The sequence below is a fragment of the Thermomonas sp. genome, from assembly GCF_046293095.1.
Taxonomy (GTDB): Bacteria; Pseudomonadota; Gammaproteobacteria; order Xanthomonadales; family Xanthomonadaceae; genus Thermomonas.
Genome location: NZ_JBKBPN010000001.1, coordinates 273,149 through 297,504 on the forward strand (window position 1 = coordinate 273,149; position 24,356 = coordinate 297,504).

Genomic DNA, 24,356 nt, shown 5'->3' on the forward strand with positions numbered 1-24,356 from the left:
GATTCAGCGAAGATCCGAACAAGGCCATCCTGGCGTAGTCAGCCCACGCCGCGCCCGGCACCTGCCCGGGCTCGGCCCATAAATCAATCGCTTGCGCGATCGATGCGTGATTGACCCTCCATGGCCGAGGCAGTCTCCGAAGTGTTCGGAGATTCCTGGCAACATCCGAATCCGGACAGGCGCCGGCATCGACATGGCGGACATGTCCTGGAAAGTCCCGCCCGGGGCGCCCTTCAGGCCCGCTCCATGGTGCACAGGAGGGGGTGCTGGTGCATGCGGGCGTATTCGTTCACCTGCGCCACCTTGGTCTCGGCGATCTCGCGGGTGTAGACCCCGCACACCCCGCGCCCGCGGGTGTGCACGTGCAGCATGACCTGGGTGGCCTTCTCCAGCGACATGCTGAAGAACTGCATCAGCACGTCCACCACGAAGTCCATCGGGGTGTAGTCGTCATTCAGCAGCATCACCGTGTACAGCGGCGGTCGGGCCAGCTCCGGGCGATCCGGGGCAACCACGGTGCCGTGGTCGGGTTCACGCTGCGGCTTGTCGGGCTCGGTCGGCATGTGCAAATTATACGGGCGCCCTTCCCTGCCGGCGGCGCGGATCCCCTCTTGGCAGACATTGCACGCCCAACTCCGGAGCCCCCATGCGTCTGCCAATATTTGCCCTTGCCTGCCTGCTCCCTCTCGCCGCGTCGTCCGCCCACGCCAGTGATGCTTCGGTCAAATCCAGGCTCGAGGCGCGCGGAGTGAAATACGAGATCGACGATGATGGCGACTACAAGATCCTGATTTCCTACAAAGCGGAGAAACGCACGCAACTGGTCTTCGTCTCGGGCGCCACCCAATCGGTAAAGGGCTTCCAGGTGCGGGAAGTGTTCTCACCTGTGGGCCGCGTGGAAGAAGACGGAATAGCCAAGCAGGCGCTCGCACTCCTCGAAGAAAGCCGGTCGATGAAAATCGGCGCGTGGGAAGTCGCAGACGATGTCCTGTACTTCGTCATCAAACTGCCGGACACCGTCGACGCGACCCAGCTGGAGGCCGCCATCGAGATCGCCGCACAAAACGCGGACGACAAGGAAATCGAGCTGTCCGGGGACAAGGACGCGTTCTGATGAGCTATCGCGAAGGGCGCTTCTGGCAGCCGGACGTGACCGTGGCCACGGTCGTGGTCCGCGACGGGCGCCTGCTGTGCGTCGAGGAACGCGTGGCCGGCCGGCTGGTGCTCAACCAGCCTGCCGGGCACCTGGAGCCCGACGAAAGCCTGGTCGACGCCGCCCTGCGCGAAACCCGTGAGGAGACCGGCTGGAACGTCCGCATCACCCATCTGATCGGCACCTACCAGTGGAAGGCTCCGGAGACACAACGGCATTACCTGCGTTTTGCGTTCGCGGCCGAGCCGCTGGACGAGATCGCCGGCGCCACCCTCGACGAAGGGATCGTGCGCGCCCTGTGGCTGACGCCGGAGGCGCTGCAGGCCGAGGCTGCGCGCCACCGCAGCCCGCTGGTCTGGCGCGCCGTGGCCGACTATCTCGGCGGCAGCCGGCACCCGCTGTCGCTGGCGCGGCAGATCGTATGAACCCGGCCCCGCGCATCGTCGTCGGCATGTCCGGCGGCGTGGATTCGTCGGTCGCGGCCCTGCTGCTGCGCGATGCCGGCTGGGACGTCACCGGCCTGTTTATGCAGAACTGGGCCGAGGACGGCTCCGGCGAGTGCCGCGCCGAGGACGACCGCCGCGACGCGGTGGCGGTGTGCGGCGCATTGGGCCTGCCGATCCGTTTCCGCGACTTTTCGAAGGAATACTGGGACGGCGTGTTCCGCCATTTCCTCGACGAATACGCGGCCGGCCGCACGCCGAACCCGGACGTGCTGTGCAACCGCGAGATCAAGTTCAAGCATTTCCTCGACGCCGCCCGCGAGCTGGGCGCCGAGGCGATCGCCACCGGCCACTATGCGCGCGTCGATGCGCAAGGCGGCATGTACCGGCTGCTGCGCGCCCTCGATCGCGGCAAGGACCAGAGCTACTTCCTGCACCAGCTGGGGCAAGCCCAGCTGGCCGCCACCCGATTCCCGCTGGGCGAGCTGCAGAAGAACGAGATACGCCGGATCGCCGCCGAACACGGCCTGCGCACGGCCGGGAAGAAGGATTCCACCGGCATCTGCTTCATCGGCGAACGCGATTTCCGCAGTTTCCTCGCGCAGTACCTGCCGGCGAAGGAAGGCGACATGCGGACCCCCGACGGTGTCCGCATCGGCAAGCATCCGGGCGTGTTCTATTTCACCCTCGGGCAGCGCGAGGGACTGGCGATCGGCGGCGTACGCGGGCGTCCGCAAGCGCCGTGGTTCGTGGTCGCCAAGGACGTGGCGCGGAACATCCTGTACGTGGACCAGGGCCACGACAGCCCGTGGCTGCTGTCGCGCACGCTGCGCAGCGAGGCCGCGCACTGGATCGCCGGCAGTCCGCCCGCCACGCGCTTCTCCTGCACCGCGCAGACCCGCTACCGCCAGCCGGACGAGCCTTGCCAGGTCGAGGTCCGTGACGACGGCACCCTTGCCGTGCGCTTCGAGCGCCCGCAGCGGGCAGTCACGCCCGGTCAATCGGTGGTGCTTTACGATGGTGACCTCTGCCTCGGCGGCGCGGTAATCGCGGCCACCGACGCACCCGTTCCCGAGACCCATTCCACATGAGCAATCCCATCGACGACCGCGTGCTGGCGCTGGCCGGGATGGTGCAGGCACTGACCCTGGTGCGCCGCATCGCCGACACCGGCCAGTCCGAGTCGCGCCCGGTGCAGGTCTGTCTGGACAGCGTGTTCCGCATCGATGCCGCCGATACTGCGGCCGTCTATGGCGGCGCCGACGCCCTCCGCGATGGCCTGCGCCATCTGCGCGACTACCTCGCCAATGGCAACAAGGACGAGGCGCTGGGCCGGCTGGCGCTGGCCGTCCTGCAATTGGAGCGCCGGTTCGTCCGCGCCGACGCCATCATCTCGAAAGTGCAGGCCGGCCTGCGCCAACTGTCAGGCGAGGCGCAGGCCCAAGGCAGCGCCCATCCCGACGTGATCGCCGCGCTGGCGCGGCTGTATGCGGAGACGATCAGCACGCTGCGGCCTCGGGTCATGGTGCAGGGCAACCCGCACTACCTCGGCCAGGCCGGCGTGGTAGCGGAAATCCGCGCCCTGCTGCTGGCTGCACTGCGGTCGGCCGTGCTCTGGCGCCAGCTGGGCGGCAGTCTGTGGGATTTCGTCCTGCGCCGCCGCGAAATGGCCGCCGCCATCGATGCCCGTCTGGCCTAGTACGCGGGGTCACCGCCGCGACGCCACGGGCGCGCGGCGGCGACCACCCGCGACTCAGAAGCGGTAGCTCCCCCACAGCGAGGCCATGCCACCGCGCCCGGCACTGCTGGCGCGATGGCTGACATCGAAGCGCAGCTGCGCACCGCGCCCGAAGCCCGCCGACAGCCCCAGACCAAGCCACTGGCTGCGCCCGGCCAGGCCGATGCCCTGCAGGGGCGCCCACTGCGACAGGCCGGTGAAACTGGCATTGAACAGTTCGCCGCTGGCCGCGAAGGACTGCTGCCATTCCACGCGCGCATCGGCGCGCAGGTCCAAGGCCCCAAACCGCCAGGCGCGATCCGCACGCAGGCCGGCCAGCCCCTGCCAACGGCGGCTGTCCCATGCATTCGCCTGCAGGCCGAAGCCGGTATCGCCACTCTCCGCAAAGCCATCGTTGGCGATGCGCACAAACTGCGCGCCAAGGTAGGGGGTCAGCGCGAATCCACCCAGGTCGATGCGCCGGCCCACCTCGCCGAACGCCGAGACGTAATTACCGGACAGCGGCGTCGCCACCGTGTCGCGCAGGCCACCCAGCAACAGGTTTCGCTGCATCTGGCGCTGGAAGCCGCCGGCGGCCAATTGGGCCTGCACCTGCCAGGGGCCACGCCACGCTGCCAGATACAGCTGCGCCTCGTGCTGGCGACCGCGGCTGTGGTCGCCGGATGCGCCGAGCCAGCTGGACTGGTCGAGCCGGTTCATCGCCAGGCCCACCACGGCCGAGGACCCGATGCGCCAATCGTTGCCCACCATCTCGCCGACGGCATCAAGGCCCATGCTGTCGTAGCCGGCCTGCGCCAGCTGGCCGCTGGCCGCCAGGTCGCGGTACCAGCCGCCCGCCCGTGCAGGGGCAAGGGCCAAGGCATCAACCCGTTGGGCCAGCGTGCGTCGCCCGGCATCGATGGCGTCCAGCGTCATCGCCGACGAGGCGGCGTGCAGCTCGCCGGCGAGACTGCGCAGGGAGGCGTCCGCGTTGGCGGCGCTGCCGGACTGCTGCAGCGCGCCCGCCGCGTCGATGAACGTCGCGCCGATCCCGCCGGGCGCGAGCCCGCCCAGCTGGGCGTCGATCGCCTGCATCGCCGATTCCACCCGCACCGCCGCGGCCAAGCTGATGCCTTGCAGCCCCATGCCCGCTACCGCCTTGGTGACGTCGATGCGGTTGATGTTGAGGAAGACGTTATTCGGGTCGTAGGCCAGCGAGGCATCCAGGAAGACGTTGGTTGCCGCTTTCAGCGAAGTGAAACTGCCGTTGATCCCGCCACTGGCGTTGAGCAGCGTTTCCTTCGCCGACGTGGTGTAGCCGCTCTTCACGCCCAGGATCGAGATCGTGCCGTTGAGCGCGGCCGCGCCGGACACCCGCAGCGCGCTACCCAGCCAGACGCCCAGATTGCCGTTGGCGGTCTGGTTGAAGTTGCCCGCGATGGTGGCCGGTGAGGACGCACCGGACAGGAAACGCCCGCTGTTGGCGACATTGCCGCCCAGCGCGCCACTGGCCCAGACCGTGGCGCCGTTGGCGATGGACAGGTCGGACTGCAGCCCCTTGCGGATGTCCAGGCCGCCGCCCTCGACCCGGGTCGCGCCGGTGAACCTGCCGGGTTCGGCCAGCGTCAGGGTGCCGCTACCGCCCTTCACCAGGCCACCGCTGCCGACAATCTCGTTGCGCCACACCGAATTGCCGGAGAACGACACGCTGAAATCGCCCCAGGCGAAGTTGCTCGGCCCCATCGCCGCCTTGGTGACGTCCAGCAGGCCCCAGCCGAACACGGGATCGACGCCCGCTGCACCGAGGTCCTTGGCGCCACCCAGGATGGCCTGCCGCACCTGGTCGTTGCTGAAATACGGGAATGCCGCCCACACCACCGCTGCGGCGCCGGCCACCTGCGGCGCCGCGTAGGAGGTGCCGCCACCCGAATACAGTGCGTAGCTGGCATCGCCGACCTTGGCCTTGGGATCGATGAAGACCACGTTCCCGGGCGCGGCCAGGCAGTAGTTCATGGCGCTGCCGCACTGCTGCGAATAGCCGGTGAGCTGGGTCGGATTGGCGGGATCCAGCGCCGCTACCGTCAGCCAGCCCTTTTCCAGCTGGGCATCGGCCGCCAGGGTCGGCAGCCGTGCATTGTCGGAGGGTTCGCCCGCGTAGCGCGGGTCATTGCCGCTGTTGCCATTGGCGAACACCACGATGCCACCGCGATTGACCACGAAATCCTTCCAGGCATTGGCCAGCTCCAGCGTCAGCGCCGGGTCGTTCCAGTACAGGCCGCCCCAGGAGTTGTTGATGATCTTGGCGCCAGCATCGGCCAGTTCCTTGTTGATGGCCTGGAAAAAATCGCCATAGCCCTGACCCGCCTGGATCTCGTTGCCCGCACCGGAGCCATCGTCCACCGGCGGCGCATCGCTGATGATGCGCGAGGCCACGATGCCGGCCGACTGCGCCACGCCGCCGCCCCAGTTGCCGATGGCCTTGCCGGCCGCCATCTGCGCGACCACGGTGCCGTGGCCCACCTTGTCGTCGACGGTGGTGTCGTTGGTCGCCGGATCGACATGGACGAAGTTGCGCGCCACCCGGCCGGACAGCGCCGGATGGTTGCGGTTGGCGCCGGTATCCACGAAACCGATCGTCACCCCCTGCCCGGTGAGCCCCGCGCCCAGTGCACCCGCTGCATTGGTCAGCTGCAGGTGCTGGCTGTACTGCGGCAACGTGCGGGGGGCCGCCAATGTGGGCAACGTCGGCGGATTGACCTCCAGCGACGCATCGTTGGCGACGTTGGGCGTGAAGCCCAGGCCGGTGGGCGCCGGCGGCGGTGGCGTGGGCCGCACGTTGGCACCGCCGCCTCCACCGCCGCACGCAGCGAGCGCAAGCGCGATGGCGCCGGGCAAGAGGAGCGAAACCCGCGGCAGCGGGCGATGCATCGGGAACGGCTTGTCCATGAGACCCCCAGGGTTGGTTGCCGGGCATGCCGTCGGGGCACGCGCCAATGGCCATGTTGTAAGCGGTCGCAGCCGCCATCGCAACGCTGCGTCCCGCGGCACCAGCTGAATGCGGCGCCGCAACATGGGCGGTATTTCAGGCGATAATCGGGGCTTGCCGGTTCCTATCGGCCCCACGCATCCGGAGCTTCCCATGAGCGACGTCGTCATCGTCGGTGCCAAGCGCACCGCCATCGGTTCCTTCCTCGGCCAGTTCACCGGCGTGCCCACGCCGACACTGGGTAGCACCGCCATTGCCGCCGCACTGGCGCAATCGGGCCTGTCTGCCGAACGGGTGGATGAAGTGATCATGGGTTGCGTGCTGCCGGCCGGCCTGGGCCAGGCCCCGGCCCGGCAGGCCTCGCGCGGCGCCGGGATCCCCGATGCCGCCGGCTGCACCACCATCAACAAAGTCTGCGGTTCCGGCATGAAGGCGGTAATGCTGGCGCACGACCTGATCAAGGCCGGCTCGGCCCAGACCGTGGTGGCCGGCGGCATGGAGTCGATGACCAATGCTCCGCACCTGCTCAACGGCTCGCGCACCGGCATCCGCTACGGCAGCGCCGAGTTCCTCGACCACATGGCCTACGACGGCCTGACCAACCCCTACGACGGCAAGGCGATGGGCGTGTTCGGCGATGCCGCCTGTGCCAAGTACGGCTACGACCGCGCCGCCATCGATGCGTTCTCTGCCGAAAGCGCGCGCCGCGCCCAGGCCGCCCAGGCCGCCGGCGCCTTTGATGCCGAAATCGCCCCGGTGACCGTGAAGACCCGCAAGGGCGAGGTCGTGGTCGCCAAGGACGAAGAGCCCGGCAAGATCGACCCGGCCAAGATCCCGGAACTGCGCCCGGCGTTCGGTAAGGACGGCGTGCTGACCGCCGCATCGTCCTCTAAGATCTCCGACGGCGCCGCCGCGCTGGTGGTGATGTCGGCCGACGCCGCCGCTGCGGCCGGCGTCACGCCACTGGCCCGCATCAAAGCCCACGCCACCCAGTCGCAGGCGCCGGAGTGGTTCACCACCGCCCCGATTGGCGCCATCCAGCGCGTGCTGGGCAAGGCCGGCTGGCAGGTGGCCGACGTCGATCTGTTCGAAATCAACGAAGCCTTCGCCTGCGTGGCGATGGCGCCGATGACCGACCTGGGCATTCCGCACGACAAGCTGAACGTCAACGGCGGCGCGCTGGCGCTGGGCCATCCCATCGGCGCCTCCGGCGCCCGCCTGCTGGTGACCCTGATCCATGCCCTGCGGGCCCGCGGCGGCAAGCGCGGCGTGGCCTCGCTGTGCATCGGCGGGGGCGAAGCCACCGCCGTGGCCATCGAACTGGCGTGAAGCAGGCGAACGGATGAATGAAAAAAATCCGGCCAACCGCTTGACACGCGCAACAGGCTTGTCATCATGGTAGGGCACGCAACACTTTGCGTTGCCCGGATTTATTTAAGACGAGGAAACCGCATCATGTCGATCAACAAGATCCTGCTGGCGATGGCGCTGGGCCTGGCCCTGACCGCGTGCAGCAAGCCCGAGTCGGCTGCCGACGCCGCCAACGCCGAGGCCGCCCCGGCTGCCGACGCCCAGGCTGCCGCCGACAGCGCCGCTCAGGCTGCTGACGCCTCCGCCGAAGCCGCGCCGGCCGACGCCGCCGCTGCCCCGGCTGAAGCTGCGCCGGCCGACGCCGCTGCTGCCCCGGCTGAAGCCCAGCAGGCTGCCGACGCCGCCGAGCAGGCTGCAACCGCGGCCGAAGAGGCCAAGAAGTAATCAGGGCGACGGGGACTATATTTTCCAGAGCCTTGTACCAAAAATCGGGAAAGCCGTCGGCGTTCCGGCGGCTTTTTCGTGTCCCGGCCATCCGGGGCTGTTTTAGTCAGTGAACGACCCGCCGGCGCCTGCCGGATCGCTAAGCGCACTGGCGTTGTCTGATCAACTCCCGCTCCACCCTTCAGTCAACCCTCATCAGGAGATTTCCATGAACACCAAGCTTTTCGCGCTCCTCGCCGCTGGCGTCCTCGCTCTGTCGGCCTGCAAGAAGGAAGAAGCCCCGGCCGCCGACGCCGCTGCCCCGGCTGATGCCGCTGCTGCTCCGGCTGCCGACGCCGCTGCTCCGGCTGCTGACGCCGCTGCTCCGGCCGCTGAGGCCCCGGCTGCTGACGCCGCTGCCCCGGCTGCTGACGCCGCTGCCGCTCCGGCCGCTGACGCCGCTGCCGCTCCGGCCGCTGACGCCGCTGCCGCTCCGGCTGCTGAAGGCGAGAAGAAGTAATCGCCTGCCGGCGCAAGCCGGTCGAAAAGGCCCGCCTCACGGCGGGCCTTTTTTTTGATTTTTCGCCCACCCGGCATCGCCATGTTCTGCGGCACGCAAAAAAGACCCCGCCGAAGCGGGGCCTGGAATGGTGCGGAAATCCCGCGGGCTCAGGCCGGCTTGACGCCTGCGGCCTGCATGCCTTTGGCGCCTTGCTGGACCTCGTAGCTGACGCGCTGCCCTTCCTGCAGGCTGCGGAAGCCCTTGGCGTCGATGGCCGAAAAATGCACGAACACGTCGGCGCTGCCGTCCTCCGGGGCGATGAAACCGAAGCCCTTGGCGTCATTGAACCACTTCACGGTGCCGTACTGCATGGTGGCGAAGACCTCTCTTGCGGATGCGTTGGATGATGGGGCCGTTGGGTGGAACACGCCGCCGCAAGGCAGCGGCGCCTGCCGAGTATGCAACAGCGCCCCGTCGGCGCAAGGCCCCCTTCAGCCCACCAACAGCGCCCGCAGTAACGGCGGTACATTGCCCATGGCCACCGCGACGTTGTCCAGGACATCCTGCAACGTGATCACTTCGTCCACGTCCGGCCCCGCGCCCGCGGCCCAGTTGGCGACGATGGCCAGACAGGCATAGTCCAACCCCAGTTCGCGGGCCAGGCCGGCCTCGGGCATACCGGTCATGCCCACCAGATCGCAGCCGTCGCGACGCATGCAGGCGATCTCAGCCTTGGTTTCCAGGCGCGGCCCCTGGGTTGCACCGTAGCAGCCGCCATCGACCAACGGGACGCCGGCGCGGGCAGCGGCGGCCAGCACCTCGCGCCGCAGCGCCGGCGTGTAGGGATCGCCAAAATCCACGTGCAGCACGTCGCTGCCCGGCTCTTCGCACAACGTCGAGATGCGGCCCCAGGTGTAATCGATCAGCTGGTCCGGGCAGGCCAGCACACGTGGTCCGAAGCGTTCGGTGATGCCGCCGACGGTGTTCAGCGCCAGCACGCGCGTCGCACCCAACGCCTTCAGGGCAGCCAGATTGGCCCGGTAGTTGATCTTGTGGGGCGGCAGCGAATGGCCTTCGCCGTGGCGCGCGAGGAAGGCCACGCGATGGCCGGCATAGGTACCCACGCGCACCGGCCCCGACGGCGACCCGTAAGGGGTTGCCGGCTGGTGGGTTTCGACGTCGGCCAGATCACCCAGCGCATAGACGCCGGTGCCGCCGATGACGGCGAGTTCGATGGTCATTGCTTTACTCCTCCCGCTCTCCCCGCATGCGCGGCGTGCGTGTACCGGCGGGGCGTTGACGGACTAGCGGCAACAGGGATGTCACCGGGAACCCTGCATGGACGTCTTCACGGCGCGCCCGGCCGTGTCTGGCCGGCTCGTGCATGACGCATCACTCCCCCAGCGCATAGATCGCCGGCAGGTTGCGGCCCTGCTCGTGGTAATCCATGCCGTAGCCGAAGACATACGCGTCCGGCACCTGCACGCCCACATGGTCGGCGTGGATGCCTTCGACGCAGCGGTCGTGCACTTTTTCGGCCAGCACCGCGATGCGCACGTCGGCCGCGCCCTGGTCCTCGCACCACTGCCTGATTGCCAGCAGGGTGTGGCCTTCGTCCAGGATGTCGTCCGCCAGCAGCACCTTGCGGCCGCGCAGCGGCGTGGCCGGCCGGTGCAGCCAGGCCAGGCCAGCGCCGCTGGTCTGCCCCCGGTAACGGGTGGCATGGAGGTAGTCGAACTGCAGGTCCAGCCCCTGCTCGCCCAGCGCGAACGCCAGTTGGGCAGCGAACGGCAGCCCGCCGTTCATGACCGTGAGGTACAACGGCACATCACCGTCGGCGTAGGCGGCGCGGATCTCGCCGGCCATGCGGAGGATTGCGGCTTCCAGCGCCTCGCGCCCGAACAGCACCCGCGAGGATGCCAGCGCGTCGGCCAGTCTTGGGGCAGTCATGCCGCGTCTCCCATGTGGGTGGCGCCCGAGAGGACGCCGCTTGCCAGTTCGGGGGCCCGTACGGCATCCAGCCGCGCCTGCACGCCGGCCCGACGGCCATCGGCCAGCAGGCCGTCCCAGCCCAGCGCACCGCGCCCCAGCAGCCCCACCAGCGCCATCGTGTTGAGCGGCCGGCCAGCGATCGCCGTCAGTGCGTCCTCGACCTGCTCGACGTGGCTGACCAGCACCACGTCGCAGCCGGCGTCGAGGTGCGCGTCGATGCGCGCCCTGGTCCCGCCGACAGCGCCCGCGGCGGCCATGCCGATGTCGTCCGAAAACACCACGCCGCGGAAGCCCAGGCCGCCCTCGGACGGATCGCCGCGCAGGATGCCGTTGATCCAGCGCCGCGAGCACCCCGCCGGCTCCGGCGCGACCTGCGGATAGGTCACGTGTGCCATCATCACCGCGTCCGCACCGGCCGCGATCCCGACCACGAACGGCACCAGATCGTGGGCGCGGATCTCCTCCAGCGGGCGCGGATCGATGGCCACGTCGTGGTGGGTGTCTTCCAGCACCGAGCCGTGGCCCGGGAAATGCTTGAGGGTGGCGGCCATGCCGGCTTCGTGCATCCCTGCCACGTAAGCCCGGGCGAACGCGGCCACCACCTGCGGATCGGCCGCGAATGCACGATCCCCGATCGCACGGTTGCCACGCGCCAGGTCCAGCACCGGGGCGAAGCTGAGATCCACGCCGCTGGCCCGCATCTCGCTGGCCATCAGCCAGGCGTGTTCGCGGGCCAGCGCCAGCGCCGCGTCGGCATCGCGCTGGTACAGCGCCTCGAAGCCGTGCAGCGCCGGCAGCCGGGTGTAGCCCTCGCGGAAGCGCTGCACGCGCCCGCCTTCCTGGTCCACGCAGACCAGCTGCGGGCGCGGGGCCGCCTCGCGGATCGCCTGCGAAAGCTCGGCCGCCTGCGCGCGCGAGGCGAAATTGCGCGCGAACAGGGTGACGCCGGCGCAGGCGGGATGCTGCAGCCAGTCGCGCTCGCGCGCGGTGAGTTCGTGTCCGGCAACGCCGATCAGCAGCATCCGTGTCCGTCCTTCAGGTCCAGGGCCTGCCGCTCGTCCTCCCGCCATTGCGAGAACGGGCGCGAGGCCAGGGCCAGATTGTAATAGCGCTGCGCGTGGGTGACCTCCAGGCCGGCCCAGTCGGGCTTGGCGAAGGCGGCGTCCGCCGCATCCAGTTCGATCTCGGCTACGACCAGCCCGGCGTTGTCGCCCAGGAATTCATCGACCTCCCACACCTGGCCATCGTGCTCGACGTAGTGGCGGTGCTTCTCGACCAGGCCGCCGACGCACAGCTGCAGCAGCGCGCGCGCGTCCGCGAGCGGCACGGGGTATTCGAACTCCTGCCGGCGCGCGCCCAGCTCGCGCGATTTGATATTGAGGAAGGCCGCGTCGCCCTCGATGCGCACCCGCACCGAGGCCTGCATCGCGCCGGACTCGACCAGCGCCAGGTCGTTGAGGTAGCCCTGTGCCATCGGCACCACTTTGTGGGCGGCGGCACGCCAGCCGTCGCCACGCACCAGGAACTTGCGTTCGATCTCGATACCCACGGCTCACCCCTTCCTCGGCGGATCGAACACGGCGATCGATTCGACGTGCGCGGTGTGCGGGAACATGTCCATCACGCCCGCCTCGCGCAGCGTCCAGCCGGCCTCGTTGACCAGCCAGCCGGCGTCGCGCGCCAGCGAACCCGGATGGCAACTGACGTAGACGATGCGCTTCAGGCCCTTCAGCGGCAGCTGTTTGAGCACCTCGATCGCGCCCGAACGCGCCGGATCCAGCAGCAGCTTGTCGAAGCCGGCCCTCAGCCACGGCTGCCCGACCAGGTCCTGCGCCAGATCGGCGACATGGAACTGCACGTTCCCCATACCGTTGCGCTGGGCATTGCCGCGCGCACGCGCCACCAGCCCGGCATCGCCCTCCACGCCCACCACGGCGCCATCGCCCGACGCACGCGCCAGCGGCAGGGTGAAATTGCCCAGGCCGCAGAACAGGTCCAGCACGCGCTCGCCCGGCTGCACGTCCAGCAGGTCCAGCGCGCGGGCGATCATCTCTTCATTGAGTCGCGCGTTGACCTGGATGAAGTCCAGCGGGCGGAACTGCAGCTCGACATCCCACTGCGGCAGGCGGAACGAGAGCGTCACGTCCTCGCCCAGCGGGTGCACCGAATCCAGTCCGCCCGGCTGCAGGAACACGGCGAAGCCGTGCGCCTGAGCGAACGCGGCCAGCTTGGCCTTGTCGGCCTCCGAGAGCGGCTGCAGGTGGCGGAATACGAGCGCGGTGACGGCATCGCCGGCGATGAACTCGATCTGCGGGATATCGCGGCGCGCGTCCAGACCATCCACCAGCGCGCCCAGCGCGGCGACCTTCGTCCCGAGCTGCGGCACCACCACGTGGCATTCCGAGATGTCGGCGACGAAGCGCGGGTCCTGCTCGCGGAAGCCGACCAGGGTCTTGTCCTTCTTCTCCACCCGGCGCACCGAGAAGCGCCCCTTGCGCCGGTAGCCCCAGGCCTCGCCGCGCAGCGGCGGCAGCACGGTGGACGGCGCCACGTGGCCGATACGCTGCAGGTTGTCCAGCAGGACCTGCTGTTTGTAGGTGATTTGGCGATCCTCGGCGAGATGCTGCAGCACGCAGCCGCCACAGGTGCCGAAATGCGGGCAGCGCGGCTCCACGCGGTCCGGGGAGGCCACCAGCACCTCCAGCGTCCTGGCCTCGTCGAACTGCTTCGAGCGGGCGGTCTGCTGCACGCTCACGGTCTCGCCCGGCAGCGCGCCGGCCACGAACACGGCCTTGCCGGCCTGCGGGTGCCCCTCCGGCCAGCGGGCGACGCCGCGGCCGTCGTGGGTCAAATGAAGAATGTCGAGGGTCTTGGGGGTCTGGTCGAGGCGGGCCACGAGGCGGGACACGTCGGGGTGGCCGGTCATTGTCGCAGACTGCCGCCCCGGGTCGGGGGAGTTCGAAGCACAGGCGGTATCCTTGGCGTTTTGCCGCCCGCACCGGACGCCCCATGCCCGCGCTGACCTCGCAACTCGATCCCCGCTCGCAGGACTTCCTTGACAACGCCGCCTACCACCGCGCGCTGGTGGCGGAGCTGGACCGCCGGCTGGCGCGCGCGGCCGAAGGCGGCGGCGACAAGGCACGGATGAAGCACACCGAGCGCGGCAAACTGCTGCCGCGCGAGCGCATCGACGCCCTGCTGGATCCCGGTTCGCCGTTTCTCGAGATCGCGCCCCTGGCGGCCGAGGACATGTACGACGGCGCCGCCCCCGCTGCCGGCATCATCTGCGGCATCGGCCGGGTGATGGGCCAGGAAGTGGTGATCGTGGCCAATGACGCCACCGTCAAAGGCGGCACCTACTTCCCGATGACGGTCAAAAAACATCTGCGGGCGCAGGAAATCGCCCGCGAGAATCGCCTGCCCTGCGTCTATCTGGTCGATTCCGGTGGCGCCTTCCTGCCGCTGCAGGACGAAGTGTTCCCGGACAAGGAGCACTTCGGCCGGATTTTCTACAACCAGGCCCGGATGAGCGCCGAAAACATCCCACAGATCGCGGTGGTGATGGGCAGCTGCACCGCCGGTGGCGCATATGTGCCGGCGATGTGCGACGAATCGGTGATCGTCAAGGAACAGGGCACCATCTTCCTTGGCGGCCCGCCGCTGGTGAAAGCCGCGACCGGCGAGGTGGTGGATGCCGAGACGCTGGGCGGCGCCGATGTGCACACCAGCATTTCAGGGGTCGCCGACCATTTCGCCGAGGACGACCGCCACGCGCTGGAGATCGCCCGCGGCATCGTTGCTTCGCTCAACCGTAAGAAAGTCCTGCCGGTGGCAACCCGGCCCGTGCGCGAGCCGCTGTACCCGGCCGAAGAGCTGTATGGCATCGTGCCCAAGGACGCACGCCGGCCGTTTGATATCCGCGAGGTGATCGCCCGCATCGTTGACGGCAGCGAGCTGCAGGAATTCAAGGCGCGCTACGGCAAGACGCTGGTGACCGGCTTCGCCCATCTGCACGGCTACCCGGTCGGCATCGTCGCCAACAACGGCATTCTGTTTGCGGAGAGCGCGCTGAAAGGCGCGCACTTCATCGAGCTGTGCAACCAGCGCGGCATCCCGCTGGTGTTCCTGCAGAACATCACCGGCTTCATGGTCGGCAAGAAGTACGAGCAGGCCGGCATCGCCAAGGACGGCGCCAAGATGGTGACCGCCGTGGCCTGCTCGCATGTGCCCAAGTTCACCGTGGTCATCGGCGGCAGCTTCGGCGCCGGCAACTACGCCATGTGCGGCCGCGCCTACGGCGCCCGCTTCCTGTGGATGTGGCCGAACGCGCGCATCAGCGTGATGGGCGGCGAACAGGCGGCCAGCGTGCTGGCCACGGTGAAGCGCGATGGCATCGAGGCCCGCGGCGCAGTGTGGACGCCCGACGAGGAAGAGGCGTTCAAGGCGCCGATCCGCCAGCAGTACGAGGACCAGGGTAGCCCCTGGTACGCCACCGCGCGCCTGTGGGACGACGGCATCATCGACCCGGCCGACACCCGCCGGGTGCTGGGGCTGGGGCTGTCGGCATCGCTCAATGCGCCGATCGAGGAACGCACCCGGTTCGGCGTGTTCCGGATGTGATCCGGAATGTGACAGGCATCGCATTCGACGGGCAGCCGCCTTGCGCATTCAGCAAAAACACCGCTGAAAATCGGTGTTAGCCTCGCGAATCCATTCCCCCGCTAGAGAGCATCGTCATGGCCATCGGCTGGAAAGATTCCTCCAAGACTGCGGAACCCGCCCGTTTCGATCTGGCATCGCCGCCGCCCGCCGCCGCTGAGCCGGCGCCCGCGCCCGCCCATCCGGCGCCCATGCGGGCCGTGGATCCGCCCGCCCGCGAGTCGGTGATCGCCGCCGATCTGCAGATCGAAGGCAAGATCGAAGGCGCCGGCCACGTCCGCATCGCCGGCAAGTTCAAGGGCGACATCAAGGTGCAGGGCAACCTGACCATCGACCAGGGCGCCAAGGTGTCCGGCGGCGTATCGGCCAACAAGGTGGCGCTGGCTGGCGAGCTGGAAGGCAACATCACCAGCGCGCAACAGGTGGACATCCTGCCCAGCGGTGCGATCAACGGCGACCTCAAGGCCGGCAGCCTCACCGTGGCGGCCGGCAGCCGCATTCGGGGCCACGTCGAGTGCGGCTGGGGCAAGGACGAGAAGCCGGCGAAGGCGGAGGGCGGCAGCGCCGCATGAGCACCGCCCGCCCCGACGTGGCGGGCACCACCCGCAGTTGCCCCCACTGCAAGACCACCATCCTGCAAAGCTCGGCGATTTGCCCGGCCTGCCGCGGCCACCTGCGCTTCGACGCGCCGGCCAGCGACGCCGCGCAGCGCTTCGTGCCGCTCAAGGTGGAAGGCACCCTCAACGCGCCGGACGACGGCGCGTTCGAGTACACGATGGTGGTGGTGATCCGCAACGAGCGCGGAGAGGAAGTGGGGCGCCACGTGGCAGGGGTTGGCGCCGTGTTTCCCGGCGAATCGCGCAGCTTCAGCGTGGCGGTCGAAGCGGCTCCCGCAGCGCCTGGCAAACGCCGCCGGCACTGAGCCGGCAGGGGCTTTGCACTCTTTTCACATCCAGCCCGCTAGGATGCAGGCTGCCGCCATGGCGGCCCGGCTTGGCTGACCCTGCTTCCATCGCAGGGTGCGCCCTGCGCCCGTTTTCCAACACAGGAGTTCCGACCCATGAATGCCAAGCTTTACGTCGCCCTGGTAGCTGCCGCACTGGCACTGACCGCCTGCAAGAACGAGACCGCCACCGCCAAGAACGAGGCAGCCGAGGCCAGCGCCGCCGCCGCCGATGCGGCTGACGCTGCAGCCAATGCCGCCACCCAGGCGTCCGAGGCTGCTGCTGCCTCCACCGGTGAGGCCGTGGGCGAAGTCAGCGACTCGATGAAGAATGCTGCCGACGACGCCAAGATGGCAGCGGATGAGGCCGCGGCCTCGGCAGCCGGCGCCACCGCCGATGCCGCCCAAGCCACGGCCGACGCGGCCCAGAAAATGGCGGACAAGGCCAAGGCCGCCGCCGACGAAGCCAAGAAGTAATCGCTCCCGGCGACCGCCGGAATACGACAAGGCCCGCGCATGCGGGCCTTGTTTTTCGGCCCACCACGCCTGGGACGGGCCTCAGCCGCAGCCGTTGCAACCGCCGCAGTTCTTGCCGCCGCCCTGTCCCGGCGGCGCGATCCGGCGCGCCCACGCGCGCAACCAGGCCGGACGCCCCTCGCGCAGCAGCGGCAGCGCGATCGCGATGCGCAGCCGCCGCGTCGCATTCGGGAACTGCTTGTGCATCACCGCCCCCGCACTCACCAGCACGGCCAGCGCAACCACGAGGTACTGCAGCAGCAGCGGCCCGTCCATCAGCCTGCTCCGAGCGCCAGCGCGATGCGGTAGGTCAGCAGCGACGCCAGGTAGGCCAGTGCGAACAGGTAGCCGGCAGCAAAGGCCGTCTGCCTCCAGGAATGGGTTTCGCGCCGGATCGTCGCCAGCGTGGAGATGCACTGCGGCGCATAGATGAACCACACCAGCAGCGACAGGGCGGTGGCCAGCGACCATTGGCCCTGGATGATCGGTGCCAGCGCCTGCGCCGCGGCATCGTCGCTGGCAGCGGAAAGCGCATAGACCGTGGCCAGCGACGACACCACCACCTCGCGTGCCGCCAGCCCCGGAATCAGGGCGATGCTGATCTGCCAGTTGAAGCCGATCGGCGCAAACAGATAAGCCAGCCCATGCCCGATCCGGCCGGCCAGGCTGTAATCAATGGCCGGGCCAGAGGCACCTGCCGGCGGTGCCGGGAAGCTGAGCAGAAACCACAGCAGGATGGTCAGCGCGAGGATGATGCCGCCCACCCGCTTGAGGAAGATCATCGCCCGCTCCCACAAGCCGATGGCCAGATCGCGCGGATGCGGCAACCGATACGAGGGCAGCTCCAGCAGCAACGGATGCTCGCTCTGATCCCGGCGCCAGCGCTTCATCACCCAGGCCACCGCCAGCGCGCTGAGAATGCCGGCGACGTACAGCCCGAACAGCACCAGGCCCTGCAGGTTGAGCACGCCCAGCACCGGCCGCTGCGGGATGAACGCGCCAATCAGCAGGGTGTAGATCGGCAACCGCGCCGAGCAGGTCATCAACGGCGCCACCAGGATCGTGGCCAGCCGGTCACGCGGGTCCTGGATGGTGCGCGTGGCCATGATGCCGGGCACCGCGCAGGCGAAGCTGGACAGCAGCGGGATGAAACTGCGGCCGGACAGGCCCGCCGCCGCCATCGGCCGATCCAGCAGAAACGCCGCCCGCGGCAGATAGCCGGATTCTTCCAGCGCGAGGATGAAGAAGAACAGGATCAGGATCTGCGGCAGGAACACCACCACGCCACCCATGCCGGCGATCACCCCATCCACCAGCAGGCTGCGCAGCGGCCCGTCGGCAAGTAAACCGCCGACCAGATCCCCGGCCCAGCCGGTGATCTGCTCGATGCCATCCATCAGCGGCGCGGCCCAGGCATAGACCGCTTGGAAAATCAGGAACATCACCGCAGCCAGGGCGACAAACCCGAAGACCGGGTGCAGCAGCCAGCGATCCAGCGCCTCGTCGATGGCCGCAGTGCGGCGCGGCATCCGCACCGCCAGCGCCAGAATCCGCCGCACCTCCTGATGCAGCGTTTCCTCGTCAGGCAAGGCGACAGGCTGCACCGGGTCTGCGGGCATCCGCTCGAGCTGTTCCAGCAATGCCCGGGCGCCATCGCGGCGGATCGCGACGGTCTCCACCACCGGCACGCCCAGTTCGCGCTGAAGCGCCGCCACGTCAATGGCGATCCCACGCCGGCGCGCCACATCACACATGTTCAGCGCCACCACCATCGGCTTGCCCAGCGACCGCAGCTCCAGCACGAACCGCAGATGCAGCCGCAGGTTGGTGGCATCGACCACGCAGACCAGCACATCGGGAGCCGGCTCACCCGGGTAGAACCCGCGGATGACATCGCGGGTGACCGCTTCGTCCAGGCTGGCCGCATGCAGGCTGTAGGCGCCGGGCAGATCCAGCACCACCACGCTGCGGCCGGACGGCAGAAAAAACTGCCCCTGCTTACGTTCGACCGTCACCCCGGCATAGTTAGCCACTTTCTGGCGGCTGCCGGTGAGCAGATTGAACAGCGCGGTCTTGCCGCAGTTGGGGTTACCCACCAGCGCAATCCGCAATGGCGGCTGCAATGCGGCGTTCATGCCTCGCCCTGACCGTTGCGCAGACGCACCCGCGCTGCCTCGACCCGACGCAAGGCAAAGCGGGTGAAGCCGACCTGCACCAGCAGCGGGTCGCCACCCAGCGGCGCTTCGGCCAGCACTTCGACCTGCTCGCCGGCGACAAAGCCGAGTTCACCCAGACGCCGCGCCACTGCGTCGTTGGGGGCGTGCGCCTCCACCGTCTCGACGATCGCCGGATGCCGCCGCGGGAGTTGGTTCAGCCACATGCGAATGCGCACAAATGGGAATTGTTCTCAATCTTAGCATTCCCCCAAGCACTCGCCTTGATCCTACTCAAGCCGCGCGCGACTGCATTCAGGAATCCACCACGCGCGCAAATCCGGGGGGTTCCTTATCATTCGGGTTTGCCCACACGACCTGCCCGCCCATGCCGACCTCGCTGCACCTGCTCCGCGACGGCCCGTTGGCCCGCCTGCGCCTGGCCCGCGGCTCACTGCACAACGCGTTTGATGCCGCGCTGATTGCCGAACTGACGGCGGCGCTGGAGAGCCTTGCCACCGACCCGTCCGTGCGGGTGGTGGTGCTGGAAGGCGAAGGCCCCTCGTTCTCGGCCGGTGCGGATCTGCACTGGATGTGCGCGATGGCCGCCGCCAGCGAGGAAGAAAACCGCGCAGATGCCCTGGCCCTGGCCCGGCTCATGCGCACCCTCGACACCCTGCCCAAGCCCACCATCGCCCGCGTTCACGGTGCGGCGTTTGGCGGCGGCGTCGGATTGATCGCCTGCTGCGACATCGCCATCGGCGTGCCCGAGGCCAAATTCGGCCTGACCGAAAGCCGGCTGGGTCTGCTGCCAGCGGTGATCTCGCCCTATGTGATCGCCGCCATCGGCCCGCGCCAGGCACGCCGTTATTTCGCCACTGCCGAACTCTTCGATGCCGCCGAGGCGCTGCGGATCGGCCTGCTGCATCAGGTGGTGCCCGCCAGCGAGCTGGATGCGGCGGTGCAGCGCCAGATCGACCTGCTGCTGAAGGCCGGGCCCCTTGCCGCCGCCAGCGCCAAGCAGCTGGTACGGTCGGTGTGCGCGCATACCGACAGCGCCCGCCATGACGCCGACAATGCCGCGCTGATCGCCCGCCTGCGGGTGTCGCCAGAAGGCCAGGAAGGCATCACCGCGTTCCTGGAAAAACGCCCACCCCACTGGATTGCACGCTGATGTTCGACCGCCTGCTCATCGCCAACCGCGGCGAAATCGCCTGCCGGGTCATCCGCACCGCACGCCGGCTCGGCATTCACACCATCGCCGTGTTCTCCGACGCCGATGCCGACGCCCAGCACGTGCGGCTGGCCGACGAGGCGCACCACATCGGTGGCCCGCGCCCACAGGACAGCTACCTGCGCGGTGACGCCATCCTCGACGTCGCCAGGCGCACCGGCGCCCAGGCGATCCACCCCGGCTACGGCTTTCTCTCCGAAAACGCCGACTTCGCCGACGCGGTGCAGGCCGCCGGGCTGGTGTTCGTCGGCCCGCCGGGCGCGTCGATGCGCCGGATGGGCAGCAAGGCCGGCGCCAAGGACCTGATGGCCGCCGCCGGCGTGCCGGTGGTGCCGGGCTATACCGGCGAGGACCAGTCGCCCGAGCGACTGCAACGCGAGGCCGACCGCATCGGCTATCCGCTGATGATCAAGGCCGCCCACGGCGGCGGCGGCAAGGGCATGCGCATCGTGCGCAGCGCCGAGGAGTTCCCGGCGTTGCTGGAAAGCTGCCAGCGCGAGGCGAAAAATGCCTTCGGCCGCGACCGGGTGCTGCTGGAACGCTACATCGAGCATCCCCGCCATATCGAGATCCAGGTGTTTGCCGACCACCACGGCGGCGTCATCCACCTGGGCGAGCGCGAATGCTCGGCGCAGCGCCGCTACCAGAAGGTGCTGGAGGAATCCCCCTCGCCGTTCCTCACCCCGGCGCTGCGCACGGCCATGGGCGAGGCCGCCGTGCAAGCCGCTCGCGCCATCGGCTATGTCAATGCCGGCACGGTGGAGTTCATCGTCGCACCGTCCGGCGAGTTCTACTTCATGGAGATCAACACCCGGCTGCAGGTGGAGCACCCGGTCACCGAGCTGGTCACCGGGCTCGATCTGGTCGAATGGCAGCTGCGCATCGCCGCGGGCGAACCGCTGCCGCTGGCGCAGCAGGACATCCGCCAGCACGGCCACGCCATCGAAGTGCGGCTGTACGCGGAAGACCCGGACGCCGGCTTCCTGCCGGGCTCGGGCACGCTGCGCACCCTGCACCTGCCTGCCCCCTCGCGCCACGTGCGGATCGATTCGGGCGTGATCGAAGGCGATACCGTCACCATCTTCTATGACCCGATGATCGCCAAGCTGATCGTCTGGGACGAGGATCGCCCGCGCGCACTGGCGCGCCTGCGCGAGGCGCTGGCGCAGTGCCAGGTGCAAGGGCCCAAATCCAATGTCGCGTTCCTGGAACGGCTGGCGCGCCATCCCGCCGTGGTGGAAGGCCGCATCGACACCGGCTACCTCGACCGCCATCTGGACGAATTCCTGACCCCGACGACACTGGACGTGCCGGCGCTCCTGGCCGCTGCCACCGCCTGTCTGTTGACCCAGGAATCCGACGCCCGCCTTGCCAGCGCCCAGACTGCCGACCCTGCCTCGCCCTGGGCCTTGACCGACGGCTGGCGGCTGGGTCATGCCGGCGCGCGCCGGCTGCGCCTGCAGCATGGCGGGCAAGACCTGACCCTGCTGGCACAAGGCGACAACGGCCACTATCAGATCGACCACGCCGGCCAGAGGCACGCGGTGGACGCGGCGCGGCTGGAGGCCGGCGAACTCAGCGCACGCATCGACGGCGTGATGCGGCGCTATCGGGTGCACTGCAGCACCGACGCCGTCACCGTCCACGACGGCAGCACCCGGCTGCACCTGCAACGCGTGGACGAACGCCACCAGACCCACCATGCCGGCAGCAGCGGCGATCAGGCCATCCGCGCCCCGATGCCGGGCCGGGTGGTGCTGGTGCAGGCCAGCCCTGGCGAGCCGGTCAAGGCCGGCCAGGTGGTGCTGGTGCTGGAAGCGATGAAGATGGAGCTGGCCCTCAAGGCCCCACGCGATGGCGTGCTGGCCGAGCTGCGTACCGCGGCCGGCGAGTTCGTCGATGCCGATGCCGTCCTGGCCACCCTGGAGGAATGAGCCATGGCCCTGCCTGCCTCGGTTCGCATCGTCGAAGTCGGCCCGCGTGACGGGCTGCAAAACGAGAAAGTCGATATCGGCACCGCCGCCAAGATCGCACTGATCGACCGCCTCTCGCGCACTGGCCTGCGCACCATCGAGGCCACGGCCTTCGTCAGCCCGAAATGGGTGCCGCAGATGGCCGACGCCGAGCAGGTGCTGGCCGGCATCACCCGTGTTCCCGGCGTGTCCTACCCGGTGCTGGTGCCGAACGAACAGGGCTATCTGCGCGCCCGCGCCGCCGGCGCCACCGAAGTGGCGGTGTTCACGGCGGCCTCCGAAGCATTCAACCGAAAGAACACCAACGCCAGCATTGCCGAGTCGCTGGAACGCTTCGCGCCGGTGCTGGAACGCGCCCACGCCGACGGCGTCAAGGTGCGCGGCTACGTCTCCACCGTGCTCGGCTGCCCATACCAGGGCGACGTGCCGCTGGCCGAGGTGGTGCGCGTTGCCCGCGCATTGTATGCGATGGGCTGCTACGAGATCTCGCTGGGCGACACCATCGGTGTCGGCACGCCCGGCAAGGCACGGGCGATGCTGCGGGCGGTGGCTGCCGAGGTTCCGATCGAGGCGCTTGCCGTGCACTTCCATGACACCTACGGGCAGTCGCTGGCGAACGTGCTGGCCTGCCTGGAAGAAGGGGTGTCGGTGGTGGACAGCGCGGTGTCAGGCGCCGGCGGCTGCCCCTACGCCAAGGGAGCCAGCGGCAACGTGGCCAGCGAAGACGTGGTGTACATGCTGCATGGCCTGGGCATTGCCACCGGCATCGACCTGCCGCAGCTGGCCGAAACCGGCCGCTGGCTGGCCGGCCTGCTCGGCCGCGAGACTGGCAGCAAGGTCGGTCGCGCCCTGCAGGGAGCCGCCGCGTCATGATGCCGTCCATGCCAGACGTGACCATCCGCCCGATCCAGCCCGATGATGACGCCGCCATCGCCGCCATCATCCGCACCGTGATGCCCGAGTTCGGGGCTGTCGGCCAAGGCTTTGCCATCACTGATCCGGAAGTGGACTGGATGAGCCGCGCGTATGCCGCGCCACGCCATGCCTATTTCGTGGTGGAACGCGACGGCCGGGTGCTGGGCGGTGGCGGCATCGCCCCGCTGGCCGGCGGGCCGGACGATGTCTGCGAGCTGCGCAAGATGTATTTCCTGCGCGAAGCCCGTGGCCTCGGCGCCGGCACGGCCCTGATGGCGCGCTGCCTGGATGCCGCGCGCGGCTTCGGTTTCCGCCAGTGCTATCTGGAAACCCTCACCGGCATGGACGCGGCGATGCGGCTGTACGAGCGCAGCGACTTCCGCCGCATCGACGCCCCGATGGGCGCGACCGGGCACGGCGGCTGCAATACGTTCTACCTGCTGGATCTCTAGCCGCTCTCGGGGAAACCGCGCCCGCGAGGAACGGCGCGTCGGCGGGCGGTGCGTTGCCGCGCAGAGCGGGCCATGGATGGCCCGCGTCGGCGATATCGAACAGCAGGTTCGCATTGAGCCGCGAGCGGCACCGCACCGGCCGCTGACGGGCCCGCCGTGCCACTGGCATCCGCTAAAATCGCTGTTTTCCGCCCGCAGGACTCCCCATGCAACTCGCTTCCGTTCGCGCCGTGGTCACCGGCGGCGTTTCCGGCCTCGGCTTCGCCGTGGCCAAGCACCTGGTCGCCCACGGCGGCAAGGTCGCCCTGTTCGACGTCAACGACGAGAAAGGCGCCTCCGCCGTCGCCGAGCTGGGCGAGGCCAACGCCCGCTTCTACAGGACCGACGTCAGCAACGAGGCGCAGGTGGCGGCCAACGTCACCGACGCAAAGGCCTTCCTCGGCGGCCTGAACGCCGCCATCAACTGCGCCGGCATCCTGGGCGCCGGCCGCGTGCTGGGCAAGACCGGCCCGATGGCGCTGTCGCACTTCCAGACCACCGTGATGGTGAACCTGGTCGGCAGCTTCAACGTCGCCAAGACCTGCGCCGACCTGATGCAGCACAACGACGCCGGCCCCGACGGCGAACGCGGCGTGATCGTCAACACCGCCTCGGTGGCCGCCTACGAAGGCCAGATCGGCCAGGCCGCCTACTCGGCGTCGAAGGGCGGCGTGGTCAGCATGACCCTGCCGATGGCGCGCGAACTGGCCCGCTTCGGCATCCGCGTGATGACCGTGGCCCCGGGCGTGTTCTGGACACCGATGGTGGACGGCATGCCGGAGGACGTCCAGAAGTCGCTGGCCGCGACCATCCCGTTCCCCTCGCGACTGGGCAAGCCGGAAGAATTCGCGGACCTGGTGGCCTACATCCTCGGCAACACCTACCTCAACGGCGAAACCATCCGCCTGGACGGCGCAACCCGCCTGGCGCCGAAGTGAGCGGGTA

Annotated in this window: 27 protein-coding genes; 16 read left to right on the forward strand and 11 right to left on the reverse strand. The window is 69.0% G+C overall.

From position 1 onward, the window contains the following. Nucleotides 1–233 precede the first annotated feature (233 nt). The gene (clpS, locus tag ACK4SG_RS01365; RefSeq protein ID WP_409599069.1) at nt 234–563 is read right to left on the reverse strand and encodes an ATP-dependent Clp protease adapter ClpS; all 330 of its coding nucleotides are present in this window, start codon (nt 561–563) and stop codon (nt 234–236) included. Between the two features lie 83 nt (nt 564–646). Here clpS and ACK4SG_RS01370 point away from each other — a divergent pair, with 83 nt between their 5' ends. From ACK4SG_RS01370 to hflD, 4 genes are read left to right on the forward strand one after another with little or no spacing between them, the layout of a single operon-like run. Next, on the forward strand, nt 647–1,114 hold the full coding sequence (locus tag ACK4SG_RS01370) for a hypothetical protein (RefSeq protein WP_409599070.1): 468 nt from the start codon (nt 647–649) through the stop codon (nt 1,112–1,114). Continuing rightward, complete coding sequence (locus ACK4SG_RS01375) at nt 1,114–1,578, forward strand: NUDIX hydrolase (protein WP_409599071.1); 465 nt, start codon at nt 1,114–1,116, stop codon at nt 1,576–1,578. The genes ACK4SG_RS01370 and ACK4SG_RS01375 overlap by 1 nt, the downstream gene beginning before the upstream one ends. After that, complete coding sequence (gene mnmA, locus ACK4SG_RS01380) at nt 1,575–2,687, forward strand: tRNA 2-thiouridine(34) synthase MnmA (protein WP_409599072.1); 1,113 nt, start codon at nt 1,575–1,577, stop codon at nt 2,685–2,687. Before ACK4SG_RS01375 ends, mnmA begins: the two co-directional genes overlap by 4 nt. After that, the gene (hflD, locus tag ACK4SG_RS01385) at nt 2,684–3,295 is read left to right on the forward strand and encodes a high frequency lysogenization protein HflD (RefSeq protein WP_409599073.1); all 612 of its coding nucleotides are present in this window, start codon (nt 2,684–2,686) and stop codon (nt 3,293–3,295) included. The genes mnmA and hflD overlap by 4 nt, the downstream gene beginning before the upstream one ends. A gap of 54 nt (nt 3,296–3,349) precedes the next feature. Here the strand turns inward: hflD and ACK4SG_RS01390 are convergent, their stop codons facing one another. Further along, the gene (locus ACK4SG_RS01390) at nt 3,350–6,259 is read right to left on the reverse strand and encodes a S8 family serine peptidase (protein WP_409599074.1); all 2,910 of its coding nucleotides are present in this window, start codon (nt 6,257–6,259) and stop codon (nt 3,350–3,352) included. 193 nt (nt 6,260–6,452) lie between these two features. Between ACK4SG_RS01390 and ACK4SG_RS01395 the strand changes: the two genes are divergently transcribed. The 3 genes from ACK4SG_RS01395 (at nt 6,453) to ACK4SG_RS01405 (ending at nt 8,611) form a co-directional block, all read left to right on the forward strand. Beyond that, nucleotides 6,453–7,628 carry a thiolase family protein gene (locus tag ACK4SG_RS01395; protein ID WP_409599075.1) on the forward strand — a complete coding sequence of 392 codons (1,176 nt, stop codon included), beginning with the start codon at nt 6,453–6,455 and terminating at the stop codon, nt 7,626–7,628. Between the two features lie 126 nt (nt 7,629–7,754). Next, nucleotides 7,755–8,054 (forward strand): hypothetical protein, encoded by a 300-nt coding sequence (locus ACK4SG_RS01400; protein WP_409599076.1) that lies wholly within the window; start codon nt 7,755–7,757, stop codon nt 8,052–8,054. A gap of 308 nt (nt 8,055–8,362) precedes the next feature. Next, nucleotides 8,363–8,611 (forward strand): hypothetical protein, encoded by a 249-nt coding sequence (locus ACK4SG_RS01405; protein ID WP_409599077.1) that lies wholly within the window; start codon nt 8,363–8,365, stop codon nt 8,609–8,611. A gap of 91 nt (nt 8,612–8,702) precedes the next feature. On the opposite strand, the gene ACK4SG_RS01410 is transcribed toward ACK4SG_RS01405, so the two are convergent. The 6 genes from ACK4SG_RS01410 to rlmD all read right to left on the reverse strand — a co-directional run bounded on the left by ACK4SG_RS01410 (nt 8,703) and on the right by rlmD (nt 13,435). After that, complete coding sequence (locus ACK4SG_RS01410) at nt 8,703–8,906, reverse strand: cold-shock protein (RefSeq protein WP_409599078.1); 204 nt, start codon at nt 8,904–8,906, stop codon at nt 8,703–8,705. A 120-nt stretch (nt 8,907–9,026) separates the two neighbouring features. Beyond that, entirely contained in the window at nt 9,027–9,776 is a 750-nt protein-coding gene (locus ACK4SG_RS01415; RefSeq protein ID WP_409599079.1) for an S-methyl-5'-thioinosine phosphorylase, read from the reverse strand. Between the two features lie 151 nt (nt 9,777–9,927). Then, complete coding sequence (locus ACK4SG_RS01420) at nt 9,928–10,485, reverse strand: hypoxanthine-guanine phosphoribosyltransferase (RefSeq protein ID WP_409599080.1); 558 nt, start codon at nt 10,483–10,485, stop codon at nt 9,928–9,930. Continuing rightward, nucleotides 10,482–11,549, reverse strand: coding sequence for a beta-N-acetylhexosaminidase (gene nagZ, locus ACK4SG_RS01425; protein ID WP_409599081.1), 1,068 nt, complete (start codon nt 11,547–11,549; stop codon nt 10,482–10,484). The genes ACK4SG_RS01420 and nagZ overlap by 4 nt, the downstream gene beginning before the upstream one ends. Beyond that, nucleotides 11,540–12,076 carry a CYTH domain-containing protein gene (locus ACK4SG_RS01430; RefSeq protein ID WP_409599082.1) on the reverse strand — a complete coding sequence of 179 codons (537 nt, stop codon included), beginning with the start codon at nt 12,074–12,076 and terminating at the stop codon, nt 11,540–11,542. The genes nagZ and ACK4SG_RS01430 overlap by 10 nt, the downstream gene beginning before the upstream one ends. Nucleotides 12,077–12,079: 3 nt before the next feature. Then, nucleotides 12,080–13,435, reverse strand: coding sequence for a 23S rRNA (uracil(1939)-C(5))-methyltransferase RlmD (gene rlmD, locus ACK4SG_RS01435; RefSeq protein WP_409599083.1), 1,356 nt, complete (start codon nt 13,433–13,435; stop codon nt 12,080–12,082). 101 nt (nt 13,436–13,536) lie between these two features. Between rlmD and ACK4SG_RS01440 the strand changes: the two genes are divergently transcribed. The 4 genes from ACK4SG_RS01440 to ACK4SG_RS01455 all read left to right on the forward strand — a co-directional run bounded on the left by ACK4SG_RS01440 (nt 13,537) and on the right by ACK4SG_RS01455 (nt 16,606). Beyond that, a complete protein-coding gene (locus ACK4SG_RS01440) occupies nt 13,537–15,147 on the forward strand; it encodes a carboxyl transferase domain-containing protein (RefSeq protein WP_409599084.1) in 1,611 nt (536 codons plus the stop codon). A 116-nt stretch (nt 15,148–15,263) separates the two neighbouring features. After that, nucleotides 15,264–15,758 carry a polymer-forming cytoskeletal protein gene (locus tag ACK4SG_RS01445; RefSeq protein ID WP_409599085.1) on the forward strand — a complete coding sequence of 165 codons (495 nt, stop codon included), beginning with the start codon at nt 15,264–15,266 and terminating at the stop codon, nt 15,756–15,758. After that, a complete protein-coding gene (locus tag ACK4SG_RS01450; RefSeq protein WP_409599086.1) occupies nt 15,755–16,108 on the forward strand; it encodes a hypothetical protein in 354 nt (117 codons plus the stop codon). Before ACK4SG_RS01445 ends, ACK4SG_RS01450 begins: the two co-directional genes overlap by 4 nt. Nucleotides 16,109–16,246: 138 nt before the next feature. Further along, nucleotides 16,247–16,606, forward strand: coding sequence for a hypothetical protein (locus ACK4SG_RS01455; protein ID WP_409599087.1), 360 nt, complete (start codon nt 16,247–16,249; stop codon nt 16,604–16,606). A gap of 81 nt (nt 16,607–16,687) precedes the next feature. On the opposite strand, the gene ACK4SG_RS01460 is transcribed toward ACK4SG_RS01455, so the two are convergent. The 3 genes from ACK4SG_RS01460 to ACK4SG_RS01470 are packed head-to-tail and all read right to left on the reverse strand — an operon-like array spanning nt 16,688 to nt 19,025. Next, nucleotides 16,688–16,921: a DUF6587 family protein gene (locus ACK4SG_RS01460; protein ID WP_409599088.1), complete on the reverse strand. Its 234-nt coding sequence runs from the start codon at nt 16,919–16,921 to the stop codon at nt 16,688–16,690. Further along, nucleotides 16,921–18,780, reverse strand: coding sequence for a ferrous iron transporter B (locus tag ACK4SG_RS01465; RefSeq protein WP_409599089.1), 1,860 nt, complete (start codon nt 18,778–18,780; stop codon nt 16,921–16,923). The genes ACK4SG_RS01460 and ACK4SG_RS01465 overlap by 1 nt, the downstream gene beginning before the upstream one ends. Then, nucleotides 18,777–19,025 (reverse strand): ferrous iron transport protein A, encoded by a 249-nt coding sequence (locus ACK4SG_RS01470; RefSeq protein ID WP_409599693.1) that lies wholly within the window; start codon nt 19,023–19,025, stop codon nt 18,777–18,779. Before ACK4SG_RS01470 ends, ACK4SG_RS01465 begins: the two co-directional genes overlap by 4 nt. A gap of 161 nt (nt 19,026–19,186) precedes the next feature. Between ACK4SG_RS01470 and ACK4SG_RS01475 the strand changes: the two genes are divergently transcribed. The 5 genes from ACK4SG_RS01475 to ACK4SG_RS01495 all read left to right on the forward strand — a co-directional run bounded on the left by ACK4SG_RS01475 (nt 19,187) and on the right by ACK4SG_RS01495 (nt 24,349). Further along, nucleotides 19,187–19,972 carry an enoyl-CoA hydratase-related protein gene (locus ACK4SG_RS01475; protein WP_409599090.1) on the forward strand — a complete coding sequence of 262 codons (786 nt, stop codon included), beginning with the start codon at nt 19,187–19,189 and terminating at the stop codon, nt 19,970–19,972. Then, complete coding sequence (locus ACK4SG_RS01480) at nt 19,972–21,966, forward strand: acetyl/propionyl/methylcrotonyl-CoA carboxylase subunit alpha (RefSeq protein WP_409599091.1); 1,995 nt, start codon at nt 19,972–19,974, stop codon at nt 21,964–21,966. Before ACK4SG_RS01475 ends, ACK4SG_RS01480 begins: the two co-directional genes overlap by 1 nt. A 3-nt stretch (nt 21,967–21,969) precedes the next feature. Continuing rightward, complete coding sequence (locus tag ACK4SG_RS01485; protein ID WP_409599092.1) at nt 21,970–22,878, forward strand: hydroxymethylglutaryl-CoA lyase; 909 nt, start codon at nt 21,970–21,972, stop codon at nt 22,876–22,878. After that, on the forward strand, nt 22,878–23,372 hold the full coding sequence (locus tag ACK4SG_RS01490) for a GNAT family N-acetyltransferase (protein ID WP_409599093.1): 495 nt from the start codon (nt 22,878–22,880) through the stop codon (nt 23,370–23,372). Before ACK4SG_RS01485 ends, ACK4SG_RS01490 begins: the two co-directional genes overlap by 1 nt. 206 nt (nt 23,373–23,578) lie before the next feature. Beyond that, nucleotides 23,579–24,349 carry an SDR family NAD(P)-dependent oxidoreductase gene (locus tag ACK4SG_RS01495; RefSeq protein WP_409599094.1) on the forward strand — a complete coding sequence of 257 codons (771 nt, stop codon included), beginning with the start codon at nt 23,579–23,581 and terminating at the stop codon, nt 24,347–24,349. The last annotated feature ends 7 nt before the right edge of the window (nt 24,350–24,356 follow it).